Source organism: Oryzibacillus soli, assembly GCF_051594765.1.
Taxonomy (GTDB): Bacteria; Bacillota; Bacilli; order Paenibacillales; family NBRC-103111; genus Paenibacillus_AR.
The window spans coordinates 143,626-159,238 of the sequence record NZ_JBPPGJ010000014.1 but is presented as its reverse complement, the minus strand read 5'-3'; the positions used below and the strand labels follow the sequence as shown (position 1 = coordinate 159,238).

Annotated in this window: 10 protein-coding genes and 1 riboswitch; of the genes, 7 read left to right on the top strand and 3 right to left on the bottom strand. The window is 61.9% G+C overall.

Annotated features, from left to right (window positions below; all coding sequences use genetic code 11):
• Positions 1 to 48: 48 nt before the first annotated feature.
• Both ACSEXW_RS19445 and ACSEXW_RS19440 read right to left on the bottom strand, forming a co-directional pair.
• Positions 49 to 2,358 (bottom strand): GH36-type glycosyl hydrolase domain-containing protein, encoded by a 2,310-nt coding sequence (locus ACSEXW_RS19445; RefSeq protein ID WP_438447834.1) that lies wholly within the window; start codon positions 2,356 to 2,358, stop codon positions 49 to 51.
• A 156-nt stretch (positions 2,359 to 2,514) separates the two neighbouring features.
• Positions 2,515 to 3,543, bottom strand: a complete 1,029-nt coding sequence (locus ACSEXW_RS19440; RefSeq protein ID WP_438447833.1) for a LacI family DNA-binding transcriptional regulator — start codon at positions 3,541 to 3,543, stop codon at positions 2,515 to 2,517.
• Positions 3,544 to 3,845: 302 nt separating this feature from the next.
• Here ACSEXW_RS19440 and ACSEXW_RS19435 point away from each other — a divergent pair, with 302 nt between their 5' ends.
• A complete protein-coding gene (locus ACSEXW_RS19435) occupies positions 3,846 to 5,327 on the top strand; it encodes an MDR family MFS transporter (RefSeq protein WP_438447832.1) in 1,482 nt (493 codons plus the stop codon).
• A gap of 172 nt (positions 5,328 to 5,499) precedes the next feature.
• On the opposite strand, the gene ACSEXW_RS19430 is transcribed toward ACSEXW_RS19435, so the two are convergent.
• Complete coding sequence (locus ACSEXW_RS19430) at positions 5,500 to 6,021, bottom strand: DinB family protein (protein WP_438447831.1); 522 nt, start codon at positions 6,019 to 6,021, stop codon at positions 5,500 to 5,502.
• 163 nt (positions 6,022 to 6,184) lie between these two features.
• Here ACSEXW_RS19430 and ACSEXW_RS19425 point away from each other — a divergent pair, with 163 nt between their 5' ends.
• From ACSEXW_RS19425 to ACSEXW_RS19400, 6 genes are all read left to right on the top strand, one after another.
• Positions 6,185 to 7,699 (top strand): methyl-accepting chemotaxis protein, encoded by a 1,515-nt coding sequence (locus ACSEXW_RS19425; RefSeq protein WP_438447830.1) that lies wholly within the window; start codon positions 6,185 to 6,187, stop codon positions 7,697 to 7,699.
• A gap of 185 nt (positions 7,700 to 7,884) precedes the next feature.
• A complete protein-coding gene (locus ACSEXW_RS19420; protein WP_438447829.1) occupies positions 7,885 to 9,012 on the top strand; it encodes a glycoside hydrolase family 88 protein in 1,128 nt (375 codons plus the stop codon).
• Between the two features lie 308 nt (positions 9,013 to 9,320).
• Positions 9,321 to 9,524: riboswitch (cobalamin riboswitch) on the top strand.
• 181 nt (positions 9,525 to 9,705) lie between these two features.
• The gene (locus ACSEXW_RS19415; protein WP_438447828.1) at positions 9,706 to 12,033 is read left to right on the top strand and encodes an anaerobic ribonucleoside triphosphate reductase; all 2,328 of its coding nucleotides are present in this window, start codon (positions 9,706 to 9,708) and stop codon (positions 12,031 to 12,033) included.
• A complete protein-coding gene (gene nrdG, locus ACSEXW_RS19410; protein ID WP_438447827.1) occupies positions 12,017 to 12,697 on the top strand; it encodes an anaerobic ribonucleoside-triphosphate reductase activating protein in 681 nt (226 codons plus the stop codon). The genes ACSEXW_RS19415 and nrdG overlap by 17 nt, the downstream gene beginning before the upstream one ends.
• 170 nt (positions 12,698 to 12,867) lie before the next feature.
• Positions 12,868 to 14,010, top strand: a complete 1,143-nt coding sequence (locus ACSEXW_RS19405; RefSeq protein ID WP_438447826.1) for an SGNH/GDSL hydrolase family protein — start codon at positions 12,868 to 12,870, stop codon at positions 14,008 to 14,010.
• Positions 14,007 to 15,431: an MBOAT family O-acyltransferase gene (locus ACSEXW_RS19400; protein ID WP_438447825.1), complete on the top strand. Its 1,425-nt coding sequence runs from the start codon at positions 14,007 to 14,009 to the stop codon at positions 15,429 to 15,431. Before ACSEXW_RS19405 ends, ACSEXW_RS19400 begins: the two co-directional genes overlap by 4 nt.
• The last annotated feature ends 182 nt before the right edge of the window (positions 15,432 to 15,613 follow it).

Below are 15,613 nucleotides of genomic sequence, written 5' to 3'. Positions count from 1 at the left end.
CTCCTGCCCGAAATTGGGGCAGGAGCTTTTTTGGGGAAAATTGTGGGATTACCCCATGAGGACGACAATATGATGGGTCTTGCCATCGCCCTGGATGGGCAAGGTGGTACCTTCTACCGGCATGCCGTCGAGGGTGATGCTGCGCACGCCGGCTTGAACGCCATCCGGGTTCAGGATCTGAACCTCGTAGATGTCGCCGCGGTAGCTGCGGCGGATCCGGCACTCCTTCCAATCCTCCGGAAGAACCGGCTCCAGCTTGAAGGAGTCATAGCCCGGGTGGAAGCCCAGCATGTATTGGGTGGCCGAACGGAAGATCCAGCCCGCCGTTCCGGTGACCCAGGCGAACATGGTCTGTCCGGCTCTCGGATTGTCCGGCCCGAAGTACATGTTGGTCAGTACGTAGGGCTCGCAGCCGGAATACTCGGACGGATTGGTGGGGCTGTCCGGCATGATTTTGAGCATGGTCTGGTAGGCCTCATTGCCTCTGCCCAGACAGCAGTCCGATACGATCTTGAAGGTCCCCCCGTGGCAGTAGGGGGCGCCGTTCTCCCAGATGCCCGGCACGAAGCCGGTCAAGCGGCCGATCTCGGGCTTGTAGCTCGTGTAGGTGGGGGAGAGGGTCAGCGGGCCGTAGGGTGAATCCAGGCGCTCATCGATGGCCTTCAGGCACTGTCCGATCCGTTCGCCGGCCGCGAGTCCCGACATCAGGGCCCAGGTCTGGCTGTTGAGATAGATGCTGCCTTCCGTCTCCGTATGGGTGCCCACTTTGTCGCCGGCGTCGTTGTACCCGGCCAGATACCATTCCCCGTCCCAGCCCTTGTCGTTGACGGCGCGGGCGATGATCTCGGCGCGCTCGTTCATCTCGTTGACGACCGCTTCGTCCTTCAGGACCATAGCCGCCATCTCCGCCGTCTGGTGCAGTGCGTAGTACAGCGCGATGGAGGTCCAGACGCTCTCGCCTTTCCCGCCGATGCCGATGCCGTTCAGGGAGTCATTCCAGTCCCCGTCGTGGGCCCGGACCAGGCCGCGTTCGCCGGTATCTCCGGAGGAATAGCGAACCGCCGTCAGGATATGCTCCCACACCGTAGCCTCGCCTTCATCCAGATAAGGAACCCGGATGTTCAGGAAGCCGTAATCGCCGGTCTCCTTCAGATAAGCATTCACCGTAGGCGCGATCCACGTCGGACCGTCGGAGTAGATGTGGGGATCGAGAGGCAGCCAGCCTCGGACGCAGCGGCCGTCCGAGTATTGGTAGCGCAGGGTCTCGAGAATTTTGTCCTTCGCCAGCGCAGGATTGAAGGAGGTAATGGCCCAGGCATCCTGGAGCTGGTCGCGGAACCCTTTGCCGGTGTCGCGGCCGGCCTCGGCGCAGAGCTGGACCTGCTGCTTGATCCATGCATTGATCAGGTTGTTCACCTTGCTGTCAGGCGTCGTGATCCGGATTGTTTCCTTCAGCTCCTGCCGGGACTCCTGCAGGGCGGCGAAGTCGCGCTCGATGGCGCCTGGTTCAAACAGCTTGGCGGCGATGGAGCGGGCGCGGTCAGCCGTGTCGGCTGCGCCGATCAGGATATGGTAGCGGTACGATTCGCCCGGCTGCAGGGTGATGGTATGCTCCAGCACGCCGACCATATCCTCGTTGGAGGCTAGGCTGCCGGAACAGCGGCCTGCCACGACCGCAGCCGGAGCATTCAGGTGGCCGTAGGTGCCGACGAAGGCCTTGCGGGACGAATCGAAGCCCGAGACGGGAGCGCTTGCGGCAATGAAGCCGTTGAACCAGGCATGAGTGCGGTCCTGGGTCGTGTTATAGGCCATGATCAGGTTGTGGGAGGAGTCGAATTCCGTGAACAGGTTCGAATAATAATTGCTGTAGACCTTATACCCGCTTAAGGAGAATTCGACGAAGGAGTAGACCTTCAGCTCCCGGGCACGCCCGGATTGGTTCGTAAGGGTGAGCGTCCAGATCTCGGCCGGATCCTCCTGATTGATGAAGACCCGGGCCTCCGCCGTGATCTCCCCATACGCCCCGCTGATCGTCGAATGCCCGAGCCCGTGAACACAGGAGTAATGGTCCAGCTCCCGGTTGGCGGGGTACCAGCCGGGGTTCCAGAACTCGCCGGTCTCCTCGTCTCGGATGTAGAAGTAGCGGTTGCCGTTCTTGATGATGACGGCGCGGCCCTTGCCCTCCTGGTCGATGTAGGCGGCGGCGCGGTCTCCGTACGCTCCCGTTCCTCCGCCGGTCTGGTTCACGCCGGACAGGAGATACGGATTCCAGAGGTAATTCAGCATGGGGCGGGGCGTGCGGGGGGTGGTGAAGACAAACTCTGAACCCTCCTGAGAAAAATGGCCGAATGTTGGCATAAAAGTGTTCCTCCTCGGATGGGGAACGTTCCCCATTAGATTTAAAAAAAGAGATCTTACGCAATTAGCGCTCGATCGGAAACATGAAGATCAGGTTCTTCTCTCTGTCTTGGCGGTCTGCTTGCGAAGAAATCGGGGCAGTGGCCCCCTTTCCGGCTAGATCCGCCTGCAGGTGTTGCCCTCCCGAAGCACCGGGGCGAAGGCTCGGGAATCCGGCTCCGGGGATGTGCCCGATGCGGCGGACACCACCATCTCGACGGCGGCACGCGCCACTTCTCCGAGCGGCTGCTCGACGGAGGTCAGCTCCAGCACGCCGGGCTTGAAGCTTAACAGCCCGACCAGATGGTCGAAGCCGACCACCGAGATGTCCTCGGGAATCCGCCAGCCCGCCTGATGCAGGGTGTCCATCATCTCATAGGCGATGAGGTCGTTGAAGACGAACAGAGCCGTTGGGCGGGCTGTCTGATCCGACCGTTCCAGCAGAAGCCGGGCGGCCTTTTCGCCGCAGCCGATGGAGCCGTCCGTCTCAATGAAGTCCTCCGACGAAGGCTCTCCGATCAGCTCCCGCATCGCCTGTATATAGCCGTTGCGGCGGTCCACCGCCACCCGATGCTTCAGGTTGCCCGTCACGTGGAGGATTCTCCGGTGGCCCAGTCCGTGCAGGTAGCGGACGGCCTGTTCGGCCCCGCCTGCGTTGTCCACCAGCACATTCGGGATGCGGAGCTCTTCGTAGTGGTTCTCGATGACCACAAAGGGGAAGCCGACCGCCATCAGACGCTCGATCACGGGATAGTCATCCTCCGAGCTGCCGTACAGGATGACGCCGTCCGCCGCCCCGCCCATGAAGTAGTGGATGTAATGCTGCTTGGATTCCTGCTGCTGGTTGCAGCTGCAGAATACCAGATGGTAGCCCATCCCGCGGGCCCACCGCTCCAGCTGTCCGGCCATCTCCGAGTAGATCGGGGACTTGAAGGAATCGTAGACGACCCCGATCACGCCGGTCTTGCTGGTGACCAGCGCCCGGGCAGCGATGTTGGGGGTGTAGTGCAGCGCGGCGGCCGCCTCCCAGACCTTCTTCCGGGTTTCCTCGTGGACGCCGTACTGGTGGTTCAATACTTTGGATACCGTCGTTTTGGATACGCCGGCGAGCTTCGCAATATCCAGGATGCTAGCGATTCCAAGCACGCCCTTTCATGATGCCAACGTAAGTGGGGAACGTTCCCCATCCCTATCATAGCCGAATTTTTGCTGCAGCACAATAAGCTGATTCTGCTCCGGCCGGAGCAGCCGGCCAGCGCCAGAGCAATAAGACGCCGCACCGCCTTAAACTCCGCCCGACGCCGAAGTCCGGGCGGATAAGGCTGCGGAGCGCCTTAAAGCGGGGCCACGCCGGAGCAACCGGACGAGCCTATAACTTTCCGTTGACGATAATTATTATCACTTGGTATAATTTATAAATTATGTTAGTGAAGGAGCGGAGGGATAACATGGCGTCACATGCAGCCAATCAAGGAACCGGCCATCCGGAGCAGCCCTTTTCGATCAAGACGATTCTGGGCCCCCTGATGGCAGTGGTCGTCGGAATGATTATGGTCATTTTGGACAGCACCGTCGTCAACGTGGCTATGCCGAACATGATGAATTACTTCCATGCGACAGTATCCACCATGCAGTGGTCCATCACGGCGTACACGCTGGCGCTGTCGGCCGTCATTCCGCTGGCGGGATGGCTGACGGACCGGTACGGCGCTAAGCAGGTCTTTCTCGTCACCATCGTGCTGTTCACCCTCGGTTCCGTCCTGTGCTCCCTGGCGCAGACGCCGGAGCAGCTGGTTCTGTACCGGGTCCTTCAAGGCCTGGGCGGAGGGATGGTATCTCCCATCGGCATGGCCATTATCTTCCGGCTGGCGCCTCCCGGCAAGCAGGGAGCCGTCATGGGCTTCCTCGGGGTGCCTATGATGCTGGCTCCGGCCATCGGGCCGACGCTGTCGGGCTTCCTCGTCGAATATGCCAGCTGGCACTGGATCTTCCTGATCAACCTGCCCATCGGCATCGTAGCCGTCCTGGTCGGCATGAAGTTCCTGCCCACCGTGGAGCGCAAAACCGTCCCGGCCTTGGACGTAGCCGGCATGCTGCTGGCGCCGGTGGCGTTCGCCACGCTGGCTTATGCGGTCAGCGAGGGCGGCAAGGACTGGGGCTCCACGCAGACCATTACCGGCCTGATCGTAGGGGGCATCGCCCTGATCCTCTTCATCTTCGTGGAGCTGCGGCACAAGGAGCCGCTCCTGGAGCTGCGGGTCTTCGGCTCCTCCGACTTCACGCGCGGCATCATCATTTCCTGGCTGTCCATGATGGCGCTGTTCGGCTCGTTCCTGCTGGTGCCGATGTACCTGCAGACCGTCAAGGAGTTCAGCCCGCTGAAGTCGGGTCTGATGAGCGTGCCTCAGGTCTTCATGTCCGCCCTGATGATCCCCATCGGAGGCAAGCTGTTCGACAAGATCGGCGCCCGCTACCTGGCTATCGTGGGCCTGACCTTCATCTCCTCCGGCCTGTTCCTTCTGTCGCAGATCAGCCTAACCACCAGCACCTTCTATGTGATCGGCTCGCTCATGCTGATGGGCGCCGGCATGGGCATGTCGATGATGCCGGTGAACACGCACATCTTGAAGGCCGCTCCCCGCAAGCTGGTCAACCGGGTTACCCCGCTGACCACGGCGGCCCAGCAGGTGGTCGTATCGTTCGCCGTGGCCGGACTTACCGGCTACCTGTCCTCGCGGATCACCGACCATATGGCGGCCGCACAAGGGAACCAGGGCGCTGCGATGGTGGCCGCCTTCGGCGACACCTTCTTCCTGTCGGCATGGATCGCCGTCGGCAGCGCCTGCATCGCCATCTTCCTCCGCAAGCCGAAGCTGAAGGAAGGGGAGGAGCCCGCAATCCAGCCGGCTTCCGCTACCATGGGCCACTAACCAATCGAATCGTGTCATACACCAGCCGCCGAACGGGACCGAGCCCGCTCGGCGGTTTTTCTTATGATGCCGCGCGGATCATTCTGCCCTGGCCTTCAGCGAATACAAGAAACGCGTGCAGGGGAAAGCCGGAGGCCTAGGCCTCCGGCTTTCTTCTAATCGGCTGTGGCGCTTAGGGGAACAGCAGGAACCCCGGCTCAAAGCACTTGCGGAGCAGGATGAGCTGCCCGGCATGGTAGGCCAGGTGCTGGGCCGTGTAGTGGAGGATGAACTCGGCGGACAGCTGCTGCTCCGTATACGTTCGGGCCAGATCGTCCTCGGTCAACCGGGTCAGAATGTCCCGGCTCTGCCGGTCCGTCTCGTCCAGAGCGGCCAGGAGCTCCTCCAAGGAGAACCCGCCGGCCGCGTTCATCTCCAGATCGCGGTCTCGGTCCAGCGGCAGGCCTCCGAGCTTCTGGCCGATCCACTGGTGCTCGGTTCCCCGGAAGTGAAGCAGCAGATTGCCGATGGAAAGCGAGGTGCCGGTCAGTCGCTTCCAGAGATGCTCCTCCTGGAGGCCGGCGGCTCCCCGGCGGATATACATTTTGGCTTGGTCGATGTTGGATGCAATGGAGCGAAGGGGAGCGGGGACCGCAGGGTCAACCGGCCATTTCCAGCTGTCATCCGTGGGCAAGAGGGACTGATAATGAGTCATTCGAGCGTACCTCCCAAATTTTGTTAATCCCATTATATCCATGTTGGGCCGGGGGAGATAGTTTCATTTTGGTAGCATACATCTGGAAAGATTATCGACATTATTCGACAAAATACGATATAATTAGAGAGATCACAACATTCATCAGGGGGGAACTGGATTCATGCTTAGAGAAAAAAACCGGCTGATGCTCACCTACGCTCTGCTCGGCGCCGTCTTATCCGTGCTGGTTCACGCGGGCTTCCTGCTCTACGGGCACGGGGAGGATCCTGGCGCCGCCCGGCTGGAGGCGGAGTCTATCGTGCTGCTGCTTCTCCCTGCTCTTACCTGGGCCGCTGCTTTCTATATGCATCTGCGGAAGCGGGATGAAGCCGTATCGTGGCTCATCACCTGCTCGCTGACCTTCTTCAGCATGTCGACCGTGGCCGGAGCCCAAGGCATGGTGGAATTCCACTTTTCCATCTTCATGGTCGTGGCCTCGCTAGCATACTTCCAGCGGGTGGACATGATCCTTCTCTCTACGGCCTTATTCGCCGTCCAGCATCTTGGGGGCTACCTGTGGTTTCCCGCGCTGGTCTACGGCACCCATCATTATTCCTTCTCCATGGTGCTGGCGCACGCGGTCTTCCTGCTTCTGACCTCGGGGGCGACCATCCAGCAGATCCTGTTCAACCGCAAGCTGAATGGGAGACTGGAGGAGGAGAAGCAGCGGAAGAACGGGCTGATCGGACATACGGTCAGCCAGCTGGCGGAGGCTTCGGGCAAGCTCCTTGAGCTGGCGGAGGATCTGTCCGGGAATGCGCAGGCAACCCTTGCGGCCAGCAGCTCCGTCAACGGGGCGGTAGAGGTAGCCCGGGAAGCGACGGCCTCCCAGACGCGGGGGGCGTCGGAGAGCGCACGGGCCATGGCCGAGATGGCGGTGGGGCTGGGCAAGATTGCAGAGGCGGCTTCACAGGTATCCGAAGAATCCGCCGGAATGCTCCGTCAATCCGGGGCGGGAGAGGAAGCTGTACAGTCGATGGTCAGCCAGCTCGTCCGCATGCAGAGCTCGACCCGGGATATTTCCGGCGCGGTGGAGCAGCTGGAGGGGCACTCCGAAGAGGTGGGCACCATAGCGGCGGTCATCTCGGACATCGCAAGGCAGACCAATCTTCTGGCTTTGAATGCGGCCATCGAGGCCTCGCGGGCTGGTGAGCACGGACGGGGCTTCCAGGTAGTGGCAGCGGAGGTGCGCCGGCTGGCGACGCAATGCGGGGAGTCGGCCATGGAGATCGGCGGGCTGGTAGACAAGATCCGGCAATCCATGGTCCAGGTAGCCAAGCTGACGAAGGACAACGTCGAGGAGACGGAAAAAGGAAGCCGGGCGGCCCAAGAAGCCGGCGGCGCCTTCGCCGCCATCCTGAACGGCACCCGGGAGGTGGCGGGGCAGATTCACGACATCTCCTCCGCCTCGGAAGAGCTCTCCGCCGGCTCCGAGGAGGTGGCCGCCTCCGTAGAGGAGATGGCCCGTGCCGCTGCGGAAGTGTCGGCGGAGGTGGACCGGATCGGCAGCGCCTCGAAGAGCCAGCAGATCAGCATGGACCGGGTCATGGGCTCGGTGCTGGAGCTGAAGGGCCTGCTGGTGGAGCTGGACCGGCTGGCCGCCCGCTTGTCGGACGAGCGGGCTGGGGAAGCATAAGGGAATCCGATTACATGATCACCGGCTTGAAGGGCCGTTCTGACACGCCATCCTAAGGGTGGCGTGTTTCTTTTTGTGCCGTGAGAGCAATTTTGACCCTTGCAATTTAAACGTTTAAATAATATGATGAAGCTAAAGTCATTCATCGATTAATCAAGAGAATGATCCCGGGGAGGATACAGGTTATGTGGAAACAAGCGATCGACGAGGCGGTCTCCAGAGTCAAAGTGAACATCGGCCGGTACAAGGGGCAGTTCCCCCATGTCGGCATCGACGGCGGAGATTACCAGCTGACACACAATACGGATTGGACCGAAGGCTTCTGGTCCGGCCTGCTGTGGCTGAGCTATGAATATACAGGGGATGAAGCCTACAAGAAGGCCGCCGTCGGGACCGTGGAGAGCTTCCGCAACCGGCTGGAGAAGAACATCAATCTGGACCACCACGACATCGGCTTCCTGTACTCCCTGTCGAGCAAGGCCCAGTGGATCATCGAGCAGGATGAATCCGCCCGGCAGCTGACCCTTCAAGCCGCCGACGTGCTTCTGAAGCGCTGGCGTCCCGAAGCCAAGCTGATCCAGGCTTGGGGACCGCAGGGGGATCCGGTCAACGGCGGACGCATCATCATCGACTGTCTCATGAACCTGCCGCTTCTGTATTGGGCTTATGAGCAGACCGGCGATCCGAAGTACAAGGAAGTGGCCGCCCTCCATGCGGAGAAGAGCCGCCGCTTCCTGGTGCGGGGCGACGATTCCTCCTACCACACCTTCTACTTCGATCCGGCCAACGGCAACGCCATCCGCGGCGGCACGGCTCAAGGCTACGAGGACGGCTCCACCTGGACCCGCGGCCAAGCCTGGGGCATCTACGGCTTCGCCCTCTCATACCGCTACACCAACAACGTGAAGTTCCTCGAGGCTTCGAGACGCCTGGCCCGCTACTTCTATGAGCAGCTCCCCCGCGACCGCGTCGCTTACTGGGACTTCAGCGCTCCGGTGAACGCAGAGACGAAGCGCGACAGCTCCGCCTCCGCCATCGCGGCCGCCGGTACGCTGGAGCTGATGGAGCACCTGGAGAGCTCCCACCCGGACTATGGCTACTTCGCCGGCCAGGTGACCCAATCCATGCGCTCCTTGGTGGAGAACTACTCCACCGGCTCGGATCCGCAGCCGCAGGGACTCCTGAAGCGGGGCTCCTATTCCGTTCGCGGCGGCGCCTCCCCCGACGACCATGTAATCTGGGGCGACTACTACTACCTGGAAGCGCTCCTCCGGATGGAGAAGGGCCTGAAGGGTTACTGGTACGAAAAGTAAGTGGTTCTCAAGGCAAGACGGCCGGGCGATGGCGCCCGGCCGTCTTTGCTGCTTATTGGCAAGTGGAAGTGTCACCGGCAGGCTGGCTTGATATATCTCAAGAGCCCAGGAGAACAACCCCTCGGCCCCCCCTCGGCCCCCCCTCGGAATTCCGTTCTATGCCCTCGCCGCCCGGCAGATTTAACCCTAGGATGGGTGCAGATTACACGGGCTTGAGGCGAGGGGGACCAAAGCCCCATCTTCGTCATTGTTCATCGTTCCTCCATTGACACTATCAATATATTGGTGTACTCTCGTAACATTGTCACTATATGTAGTTATGAACAGGGTGTCTGCACCGGTCGGCGTCGACCGCCGGTCAGGCTTAATAGGGAAGTCCGGTGCGATGCCGGCGCGGTCCCGCCACTGTAATGGAAGAGTCCTTAGGGGGGAACCACTGGCGCATGAGCCGGGAAGGCCCTATGGGGCGACGACGCCAGAGCCAGGAGACCTGCCCGTTCATGGACACATGACACCTACGGAGATGGGGGACGTGTTCGATACGGTTCGGATAATCAGATACCCGGCGGGAAGACCCGTGCGGACCGGTTGCGGTCTGTATGGACGGAGGGTAGCTGGCGGCCGTGCGTCTTTTGTCGTCTTCGCAGGCGGTGGAAGGCGCACTTTTATTTTGGATGGGGAGCTGTTGGACGCATGATCGAGTGCATCAGGAAACGGGACGGACGGGAAGCGCCATTCTCATTGGCCAAAATTGAGCAAGCCCTGGAGCGGGCCTTGGAGGCCACCCATGAAGCGGAGGCCGTACGGGCCTCCCTCTTGGCGATGCAGGTTGTTGCAACGCTGGAGCGGGAGGGGGCCGGCAGCGCTCCTCAGGTGGAGGAGATCCAGGACACGGTGGAGCGCGTGCTCATGAAGGAAGGGCTGGTCCGGACCGCCAAGGCGTACATCCTGTACCGGGAGGAGCGCACGAAGATCCGGGAGCGGGGTACCCGCCTGATGAAGACCTATGAGAGCATCACGTTCCAGGAAGCCTCGGAGAGCGACATCAAGCGCGAGAATGCCAACATCGACTGCGATACCTCCATGGGTATGATGCTGAAGTACGGCTCCGAGGGGGCCAAGCAGTTCAACGAGCTGTTCGTGCTGAAGCCGGAGCATGCCCAGGCCCACCGCAAGGGCGACATCCATATTCACGATCTTGATTTTCTGACGCTGACCACCACCTGCTGCCAGATCGACCTGGTGAAGCTGTTCCACGGAGGCTTCGGCACCGGACACGGCCGAGTGCGGGAGCCCAATGACATCCGCAGCTACGCGGCCCTGGCCTGCATCGCCATCCAGTCCAACCAGAACGACCAGCATGGCGGCCAGAGCATCCCCAACTTCGACTACGGGCTGGCCGAGGGCGTGGCCAAGACCTACGTGCGGCATTACCGGGGGAATCTGGTCAAGGCCTATACCTGGCTGTGCCGGCTGGACGCCGCCGGAGCGGACAAGCTCCGCGGGGACCTCGAGGGCTTGGAGGCCACTGCTGGCTATGTCCGGCCCAGCCTGAGCCGCCCGCCGGAAGAGCGGGAGCGGGAGGCCGCGCTTCTGGCAGCCGCCGGAGACTGGGACGAGGCCTCCCTGCGGCAGGCCCAGGAGCTGGCGGAGCAAGCGGCTCTGGCCGAGACGGAGGAGAGCACCCACCAGGCCATGGAGGCCTTGATCCACAACCTGAACACGATGCACAGCCGGGCAGGGGCCCAGACCCCGTTCAGCTCCATCAATTACGGAACGGATACCAGCCCAGAGGGCCGCATGGTGATCCGCAACATCCTCTTGGTCACGGAGAAGGGCTTCGGCATCGGGGAGACTCCCATCTTCCCGATCCAGATCTTCCGGGTGCTGGAGGGCGTGAACTACAACCCCGGCGATCCCAACTACGATCTGTTCCGGCTGGCGTGCCGGGTCAGCGCGAAGCGGCTGTTCCCCAACTTCTCGTTCCAGGATGCGCCGTTCAACAAGCAGTATTACCATCCGGGCCGTCCGGAGACGGAGATTTCCTATATGGGCTGCCGGACCCGGGTCATCGGGAACGTGGCGGATCCTGCGCGGGAGATCACTCACGGCCGGGGCAATCTGAGCTTCACCACCTTGAATCTGCCTCGCATCGCGCTGCTCCACCGCCAGGATCCGGACGGCTTCTTCGCCGAGCTGGACCGCCTGATCAGCCTGACGGTCGATCAGCTGATGGAGCGCTACGAGATTCAAGCGCGCAAGAAGGTGAAGAACTTCCCCTTCCTGATGGGACAAGGGGTATGGATCGATTCGGACGGACTCTCCCCTGAGGACGAGATCCGGGAGGTGCTCCGGCACGGCAGCCTGTCCGTCGGCTTCATCGGTCTGGCGGAGTGCCTGAAGGCGCTCATCGGCAGCCACCACGGGGAATCGGAGGAGGCCCGGGAGCTGGGACTCCGGATCGTCACCCGCATGCGGGAGCGGATGGACCGGGAGTCGGAGCGGACGGGGCTGAACTTCACCCTGCTGGCCACGCCGGCGGAGGGAACGGCCGGCCGCTTCGTGAAGCTGGACCGCCAGCGCTTCGGCTCCATCCCGGACATCACGGACCGGGAATATTACACGAACAGCTTCCATGTGCCGGTCTACCATAAGCTGAATGCGTATGAGAAGATCCGTCTCGAGGCGCCGTATCATGCGATGACCAATGCAGGGCACATCACCTACGTGGAGCTGGACGGCGATCCGGCCAAGAACCTGGCGGCCTTCGAGAAGATCGTCCGGGCTATGAAGGAAAGCGGCGTCGGCTACGGCTCCATCAACCATCCGGTGGACCGGGACCCGCTGTGCGGCTATTCCGGCGTCATCGGAGATTCCTGCCCGTCCTGCGGGCGGACGGAGGATGCGGGAGCGGTGCCGTTCGAGCGGATCCGCCGAATCACCGGCTACCTGGTCGGCACGCTGGACCGGTTCAACGATGCCAAGAAGGCGGAGGAGCGGGACCGTGTCAAGCACCTGTAAGCGGGGCATCACACACAGCGGACCCTTCTGGCGGGCAGAGTCTCCGGGCGGCGTCGGGGTGGCGGAGCGGCCGGCTGCGGCTGCCGCCGGACCTGACAGAAATCCGTCCAGCCCTGGCCCGCAGGCTGCAGCCCTCGGCACCGCCGCAACAGGCCTGCTCCGGCTGTCCGGCGTGGTGCAGGATTCCATCGTCGACGGGCCGGGTCTCAGGCTGGCGGTGTTCGCCCAAGGCTGCCCGCACCTCTGTCCGGGCTGCCACAACCCGCAGACCCACGCGGCGGGCGGCGGACAAGTCTGGCGGATCGACGATATTCTGGCCAAGCTCCGGTCCAACCCGCTGCTGGACGGCGTCACGCTGAGCGGCGGCGAGCCCTTCGCCCAAGCGCCGGCCATGGCGGAGCTGGCCCGACGGGCCAAGGGGCTGGGCCACCACGTCATGACCTATACGGGCTACACCTACGAGCGCCTCTTGGCCGGAGCGGAGGCTAATCCGGGCTGGAGGGAGCTGCTGGAGGAGACGGATGTTCTGGTGGACGGCCCCTTCGTGCTGGGGCGGCGGAGCCTGGAGCTGCGGTTTCGGGGCTCGGCCAACCAGCGGCTCCTCGATGTGCCGGCCTCCCTGCGGCAGGGGCGTCCCGTCCTGTGGGAGCCGCCGGAGGATTAGACGGCAGCGTACGAATAAGAAAGGGACCGCCCCCGGATCGTATCATACGGTCCGGGGGCGGTCCCTGTTTGCTATGGAGCGGTGCGGATGCCCACACCAAAATTCGAGAATTTTTTGGTAGGCAACGAAACATTTACCAGCTATGATCGTCTATTAGAGGGGTGAAATGGATGCATACGCTGCTGCGAAGGACCGGAAAAACCGCTCCCTATCTGATCGTCTATCTTCTTCTGGTCCATCTGCTCGTTCCGATGGCCGTCCCCTTCCGGGAGGTCTATCATAACCGGCTGGACTACAACATTCTGCTGAACCGGCACGGCTCCATCGGACAGGCTCTCGACCAGCTGAGCCGGGAGATCAAGCGGAGGCGTCTGGAGCACTACGTCATCATTCTGGGGGACTCTGTCTTCTATGGAAGCCCTGGCGGATCCGAACAGAGCATGAACGCCTTCATCGAGAAGGACTGGCCCGGGTACGGAACGGGCGAGCCGCCGGCCATCTTCAATCTGTCCCTGCCTGCGGTTCAAGTGGGGGATATGTATGCCCTGACCCTCATGCTGAAGGAGCGGCATATTTCGACCGAGCATCTGATTCTGAACCTCCGTTACGGCAGCTTCGTGGAGAGGCCGTATTGGACCAAGCCCCTCTTCTGGTGGATGGGGGAGCTGAAGCGGCTGGACCCGGTTACATACCGCTCCATGCCATATAAGGAATCGGAGGAGCTGAAGGACCATACCCCTCCCTTCCATCCGTCCGCCCTGGGCAAGGGCATCCGGGATTGGTTCCGGGATGAGCTCTGGTTCCGGTACAATCTGGTGGCGTACAAGGATTATTTGACGAAGGGCATCGGCCGGGAATGGCGGCGGCTGAACCGCAAGGAGGACCCGAGCGACGCGTTGGCCATTCCGGTAGCCTGGTACGAGAAGGATTACGGCAATCTGACCGAATACCTGGCCAGCGAGGAGATCCGGTTCGCGTTCAATGACAAGCCGTTCGAGCTGGGGGCCAAGAGCCCGGACGTCTTCTTCCTGGAGAAGATCGTCCGTCGCAGTCCGAATGCCGATACGCTGGTGGTTCTCTCCGGCATCAACCGGGAGCTCATGAAGGATTATGTTTCGAAGCCCGGCTTCATCGCCAATTCGGAACGGCTGAATGCTTATCTGTCCGGCCTTCCGTCCCGATTCCTGAATGTGGACGGCCTGCTGCCGGACCGGCTCTATACGGATCATACGCACCTGATGCCGGAGGGCTACCGCGAGCTGGCCCGGCTGGTGTGGCAAGCTTATTCGGCCAAGGAGGGCACGCCGCCATGATGTTCACGACGCTTGATTTCGCCGTGTTTCTCCTGCCGACACTGGCGCTTTATTACGCCTTTCCCCGCATGCGGCTGTGGATGCTGACGGTGGCGAATGTGATTTTTTACGGCTATGCGGGGGCGGGGTATCTGCTCTTGTTCGGCGCGGTGTCCACCGTGGTGTATCTGTGCGCCCTGGGTATGGGCGGCCGATACGGGAGGCTCCTGCTATGGCTCGGCATCGCGGTTCCGGTGGGGAACCTGTTCCTGTTCAAGTATACGGACTTCTTCCTGCGTTCGGTGGAGCGGGTGCTGAACCTCCATCTCGTCTCCCATGACCAGACCTGGCTGCATCTGGTGCTGCCGCTGGGCATCTCCTTCTATACCTTCGAGCTGATCTCCTACCTGGTGGATGTCCGCAAGCGCAAAATCGAGCCGGAGCGCCATCTCCTCCGCTTCTGGATGTTCATCATGTTCTTCCCGCACATGATTGCGGGGCCCATCATGCGGGGCAACGAGTTCCTGCCCCAGGTCCGGAACCTGTCCGCCATCCGGTGGCAGCCGGAGCTGATCCGGTCGGGCCTCCTGCTGATCCTGCTCGGACTCTTCAAGAAAAACGTTCTCTCGGACGCCATCGCGCCTTACTGCGACAGCTTCTTCACCCATCCGGGCTGGCTGTCGGGGGCCGAGGGCTGGACGGGGGCGGCCCTGTATGCTTTCCAGATCTATCTGGACTTCTCCGGGTACAGCGACCTGGCCGTCGGGCTGGGACTCCTCTTCGGCCTGAAGCTGGCGGCCAACTTCCGGACACCGTACGTGAGCGCCAATGCCACCGAATTCTGGCGGCGCTGGCACATCACCTTATCCACGTGGATCCGGGACTACATCTACATTCCGCTGGGCGGCTCCCGGCACGGACCTATCCGGCAGTACGGCGGACTGTTCGCCGCCATGACGCTGTCCGGCATCTGGCACGGCAGCAACTGGACCTTTGCCTTCTGGGGTATGTACCAGGGCGGGCTTCTGATCGCCCATAAGCTGTACCGCAACGGACTGCGTGCGGCGGGCTGGACCCGGCTGACGGAGCACTGGCTCTACAAGGGGGCCGCAGTCGCCGTCTTCTTCGCCCTGACCTGCATCGGCTGGGTGCTGTTCCGGACGGAGCATCTGAAGGAGGCGCTGGTGCTGATCCGCAGGATGCTAATGCCAAGCGCTTTCATATTCCCCGGCTGGGTGCACCACTTCTGGCTCATCATCCTGGGATTGGCCATGCTGCATCTCTTGGAATACCTGCTGTTCACCCATGCGGGGAAGATTTCCGCATGGTGGCAGGAGCAGGTGCCGGCTCCGGTGCGGGCAGGGGTCTACACGTTGGCTTTGACGGTTCTGGTGCTCGCCAGCCAGGGAGAGCAGAGCAATTTTATATACTTCCAATTCTAGCCGCAAGAGAGACGATGCATCCGCCCTTCTTGGAGATCCCAAGGGGGCGGATTTTGTGTCGATCTTATACAGGTGCTATTCGGGCAAGTCTTCTCTCCCCGAAGGTGAAGAGGGTGGTGACGGCCCCCAGCCCGGAGGGCAGGAATACGACCCCGCCGTATCGAATACAATGGGCAGGGAAA

Excerpts from the sequence above, each read along its gene's own strand:
- ACSEXW_RS19445 (WP_438447834.1), bottom strand. The coding sequence starts at position 2,358 with ATGCCAACATTCGGCCATTTTTCTCAGGAGGGTTCAGAGTTTGTCTTC.
- ACSEXW_RS19435 (WP_438447832.1), top strand. The coding sequence starts at position 3,846 with ATGGCGTCACATGCAGCCAATCAAGGAACCGGCCATCCGGAGCAGCCC.
- ACSEXW_RS19430 (WP_438447831.1), bottom strand. The coding sequence starts at position 6,021 with ATGACTCATTATCAGTCCCTCTTGCCCACGGATGACAGCTGGAAATGG.
- ACSEXW_RS19425 (WP_438447830.1), top strand. The coding sequence starts at position 6,185 with ATGCTTAGAGAAAAAAACCGGCTGATGCTCACCTACGCTCTGCTCGGC.
- ACSEXW_RS19420 (WP_438447829.1), top strand. The coding sequence starts at position 7,885 with ATGTGGAAACAAGCGATCGACGAGGCGGTCTCCAGAGTCAAAGTGAAC.
- ACSEXW_RS19415 (WP_438447828.1), top strand. The coding sequence starts at position 9,706 with ATGATCGAGTGCATCAGGAAACGGGACGGACGGGAAGCGCCATTCTCA.
- ACSEXW_RS19405 (WP_438447826.1), top strand. The coding sequence starts at position 12,868 with ATGCATACGCTGCTGCGAAGGACCGGAAAAACCGCTCCCTATCTGATC.
- ACSEXW_RS19400 (WP_438447825.1), top strand. The coding sequence starts at position 14,007 with ATGATGTTCACGACGCTTGATTTCGCCGTGTTTCTCCTGCCGACACTG.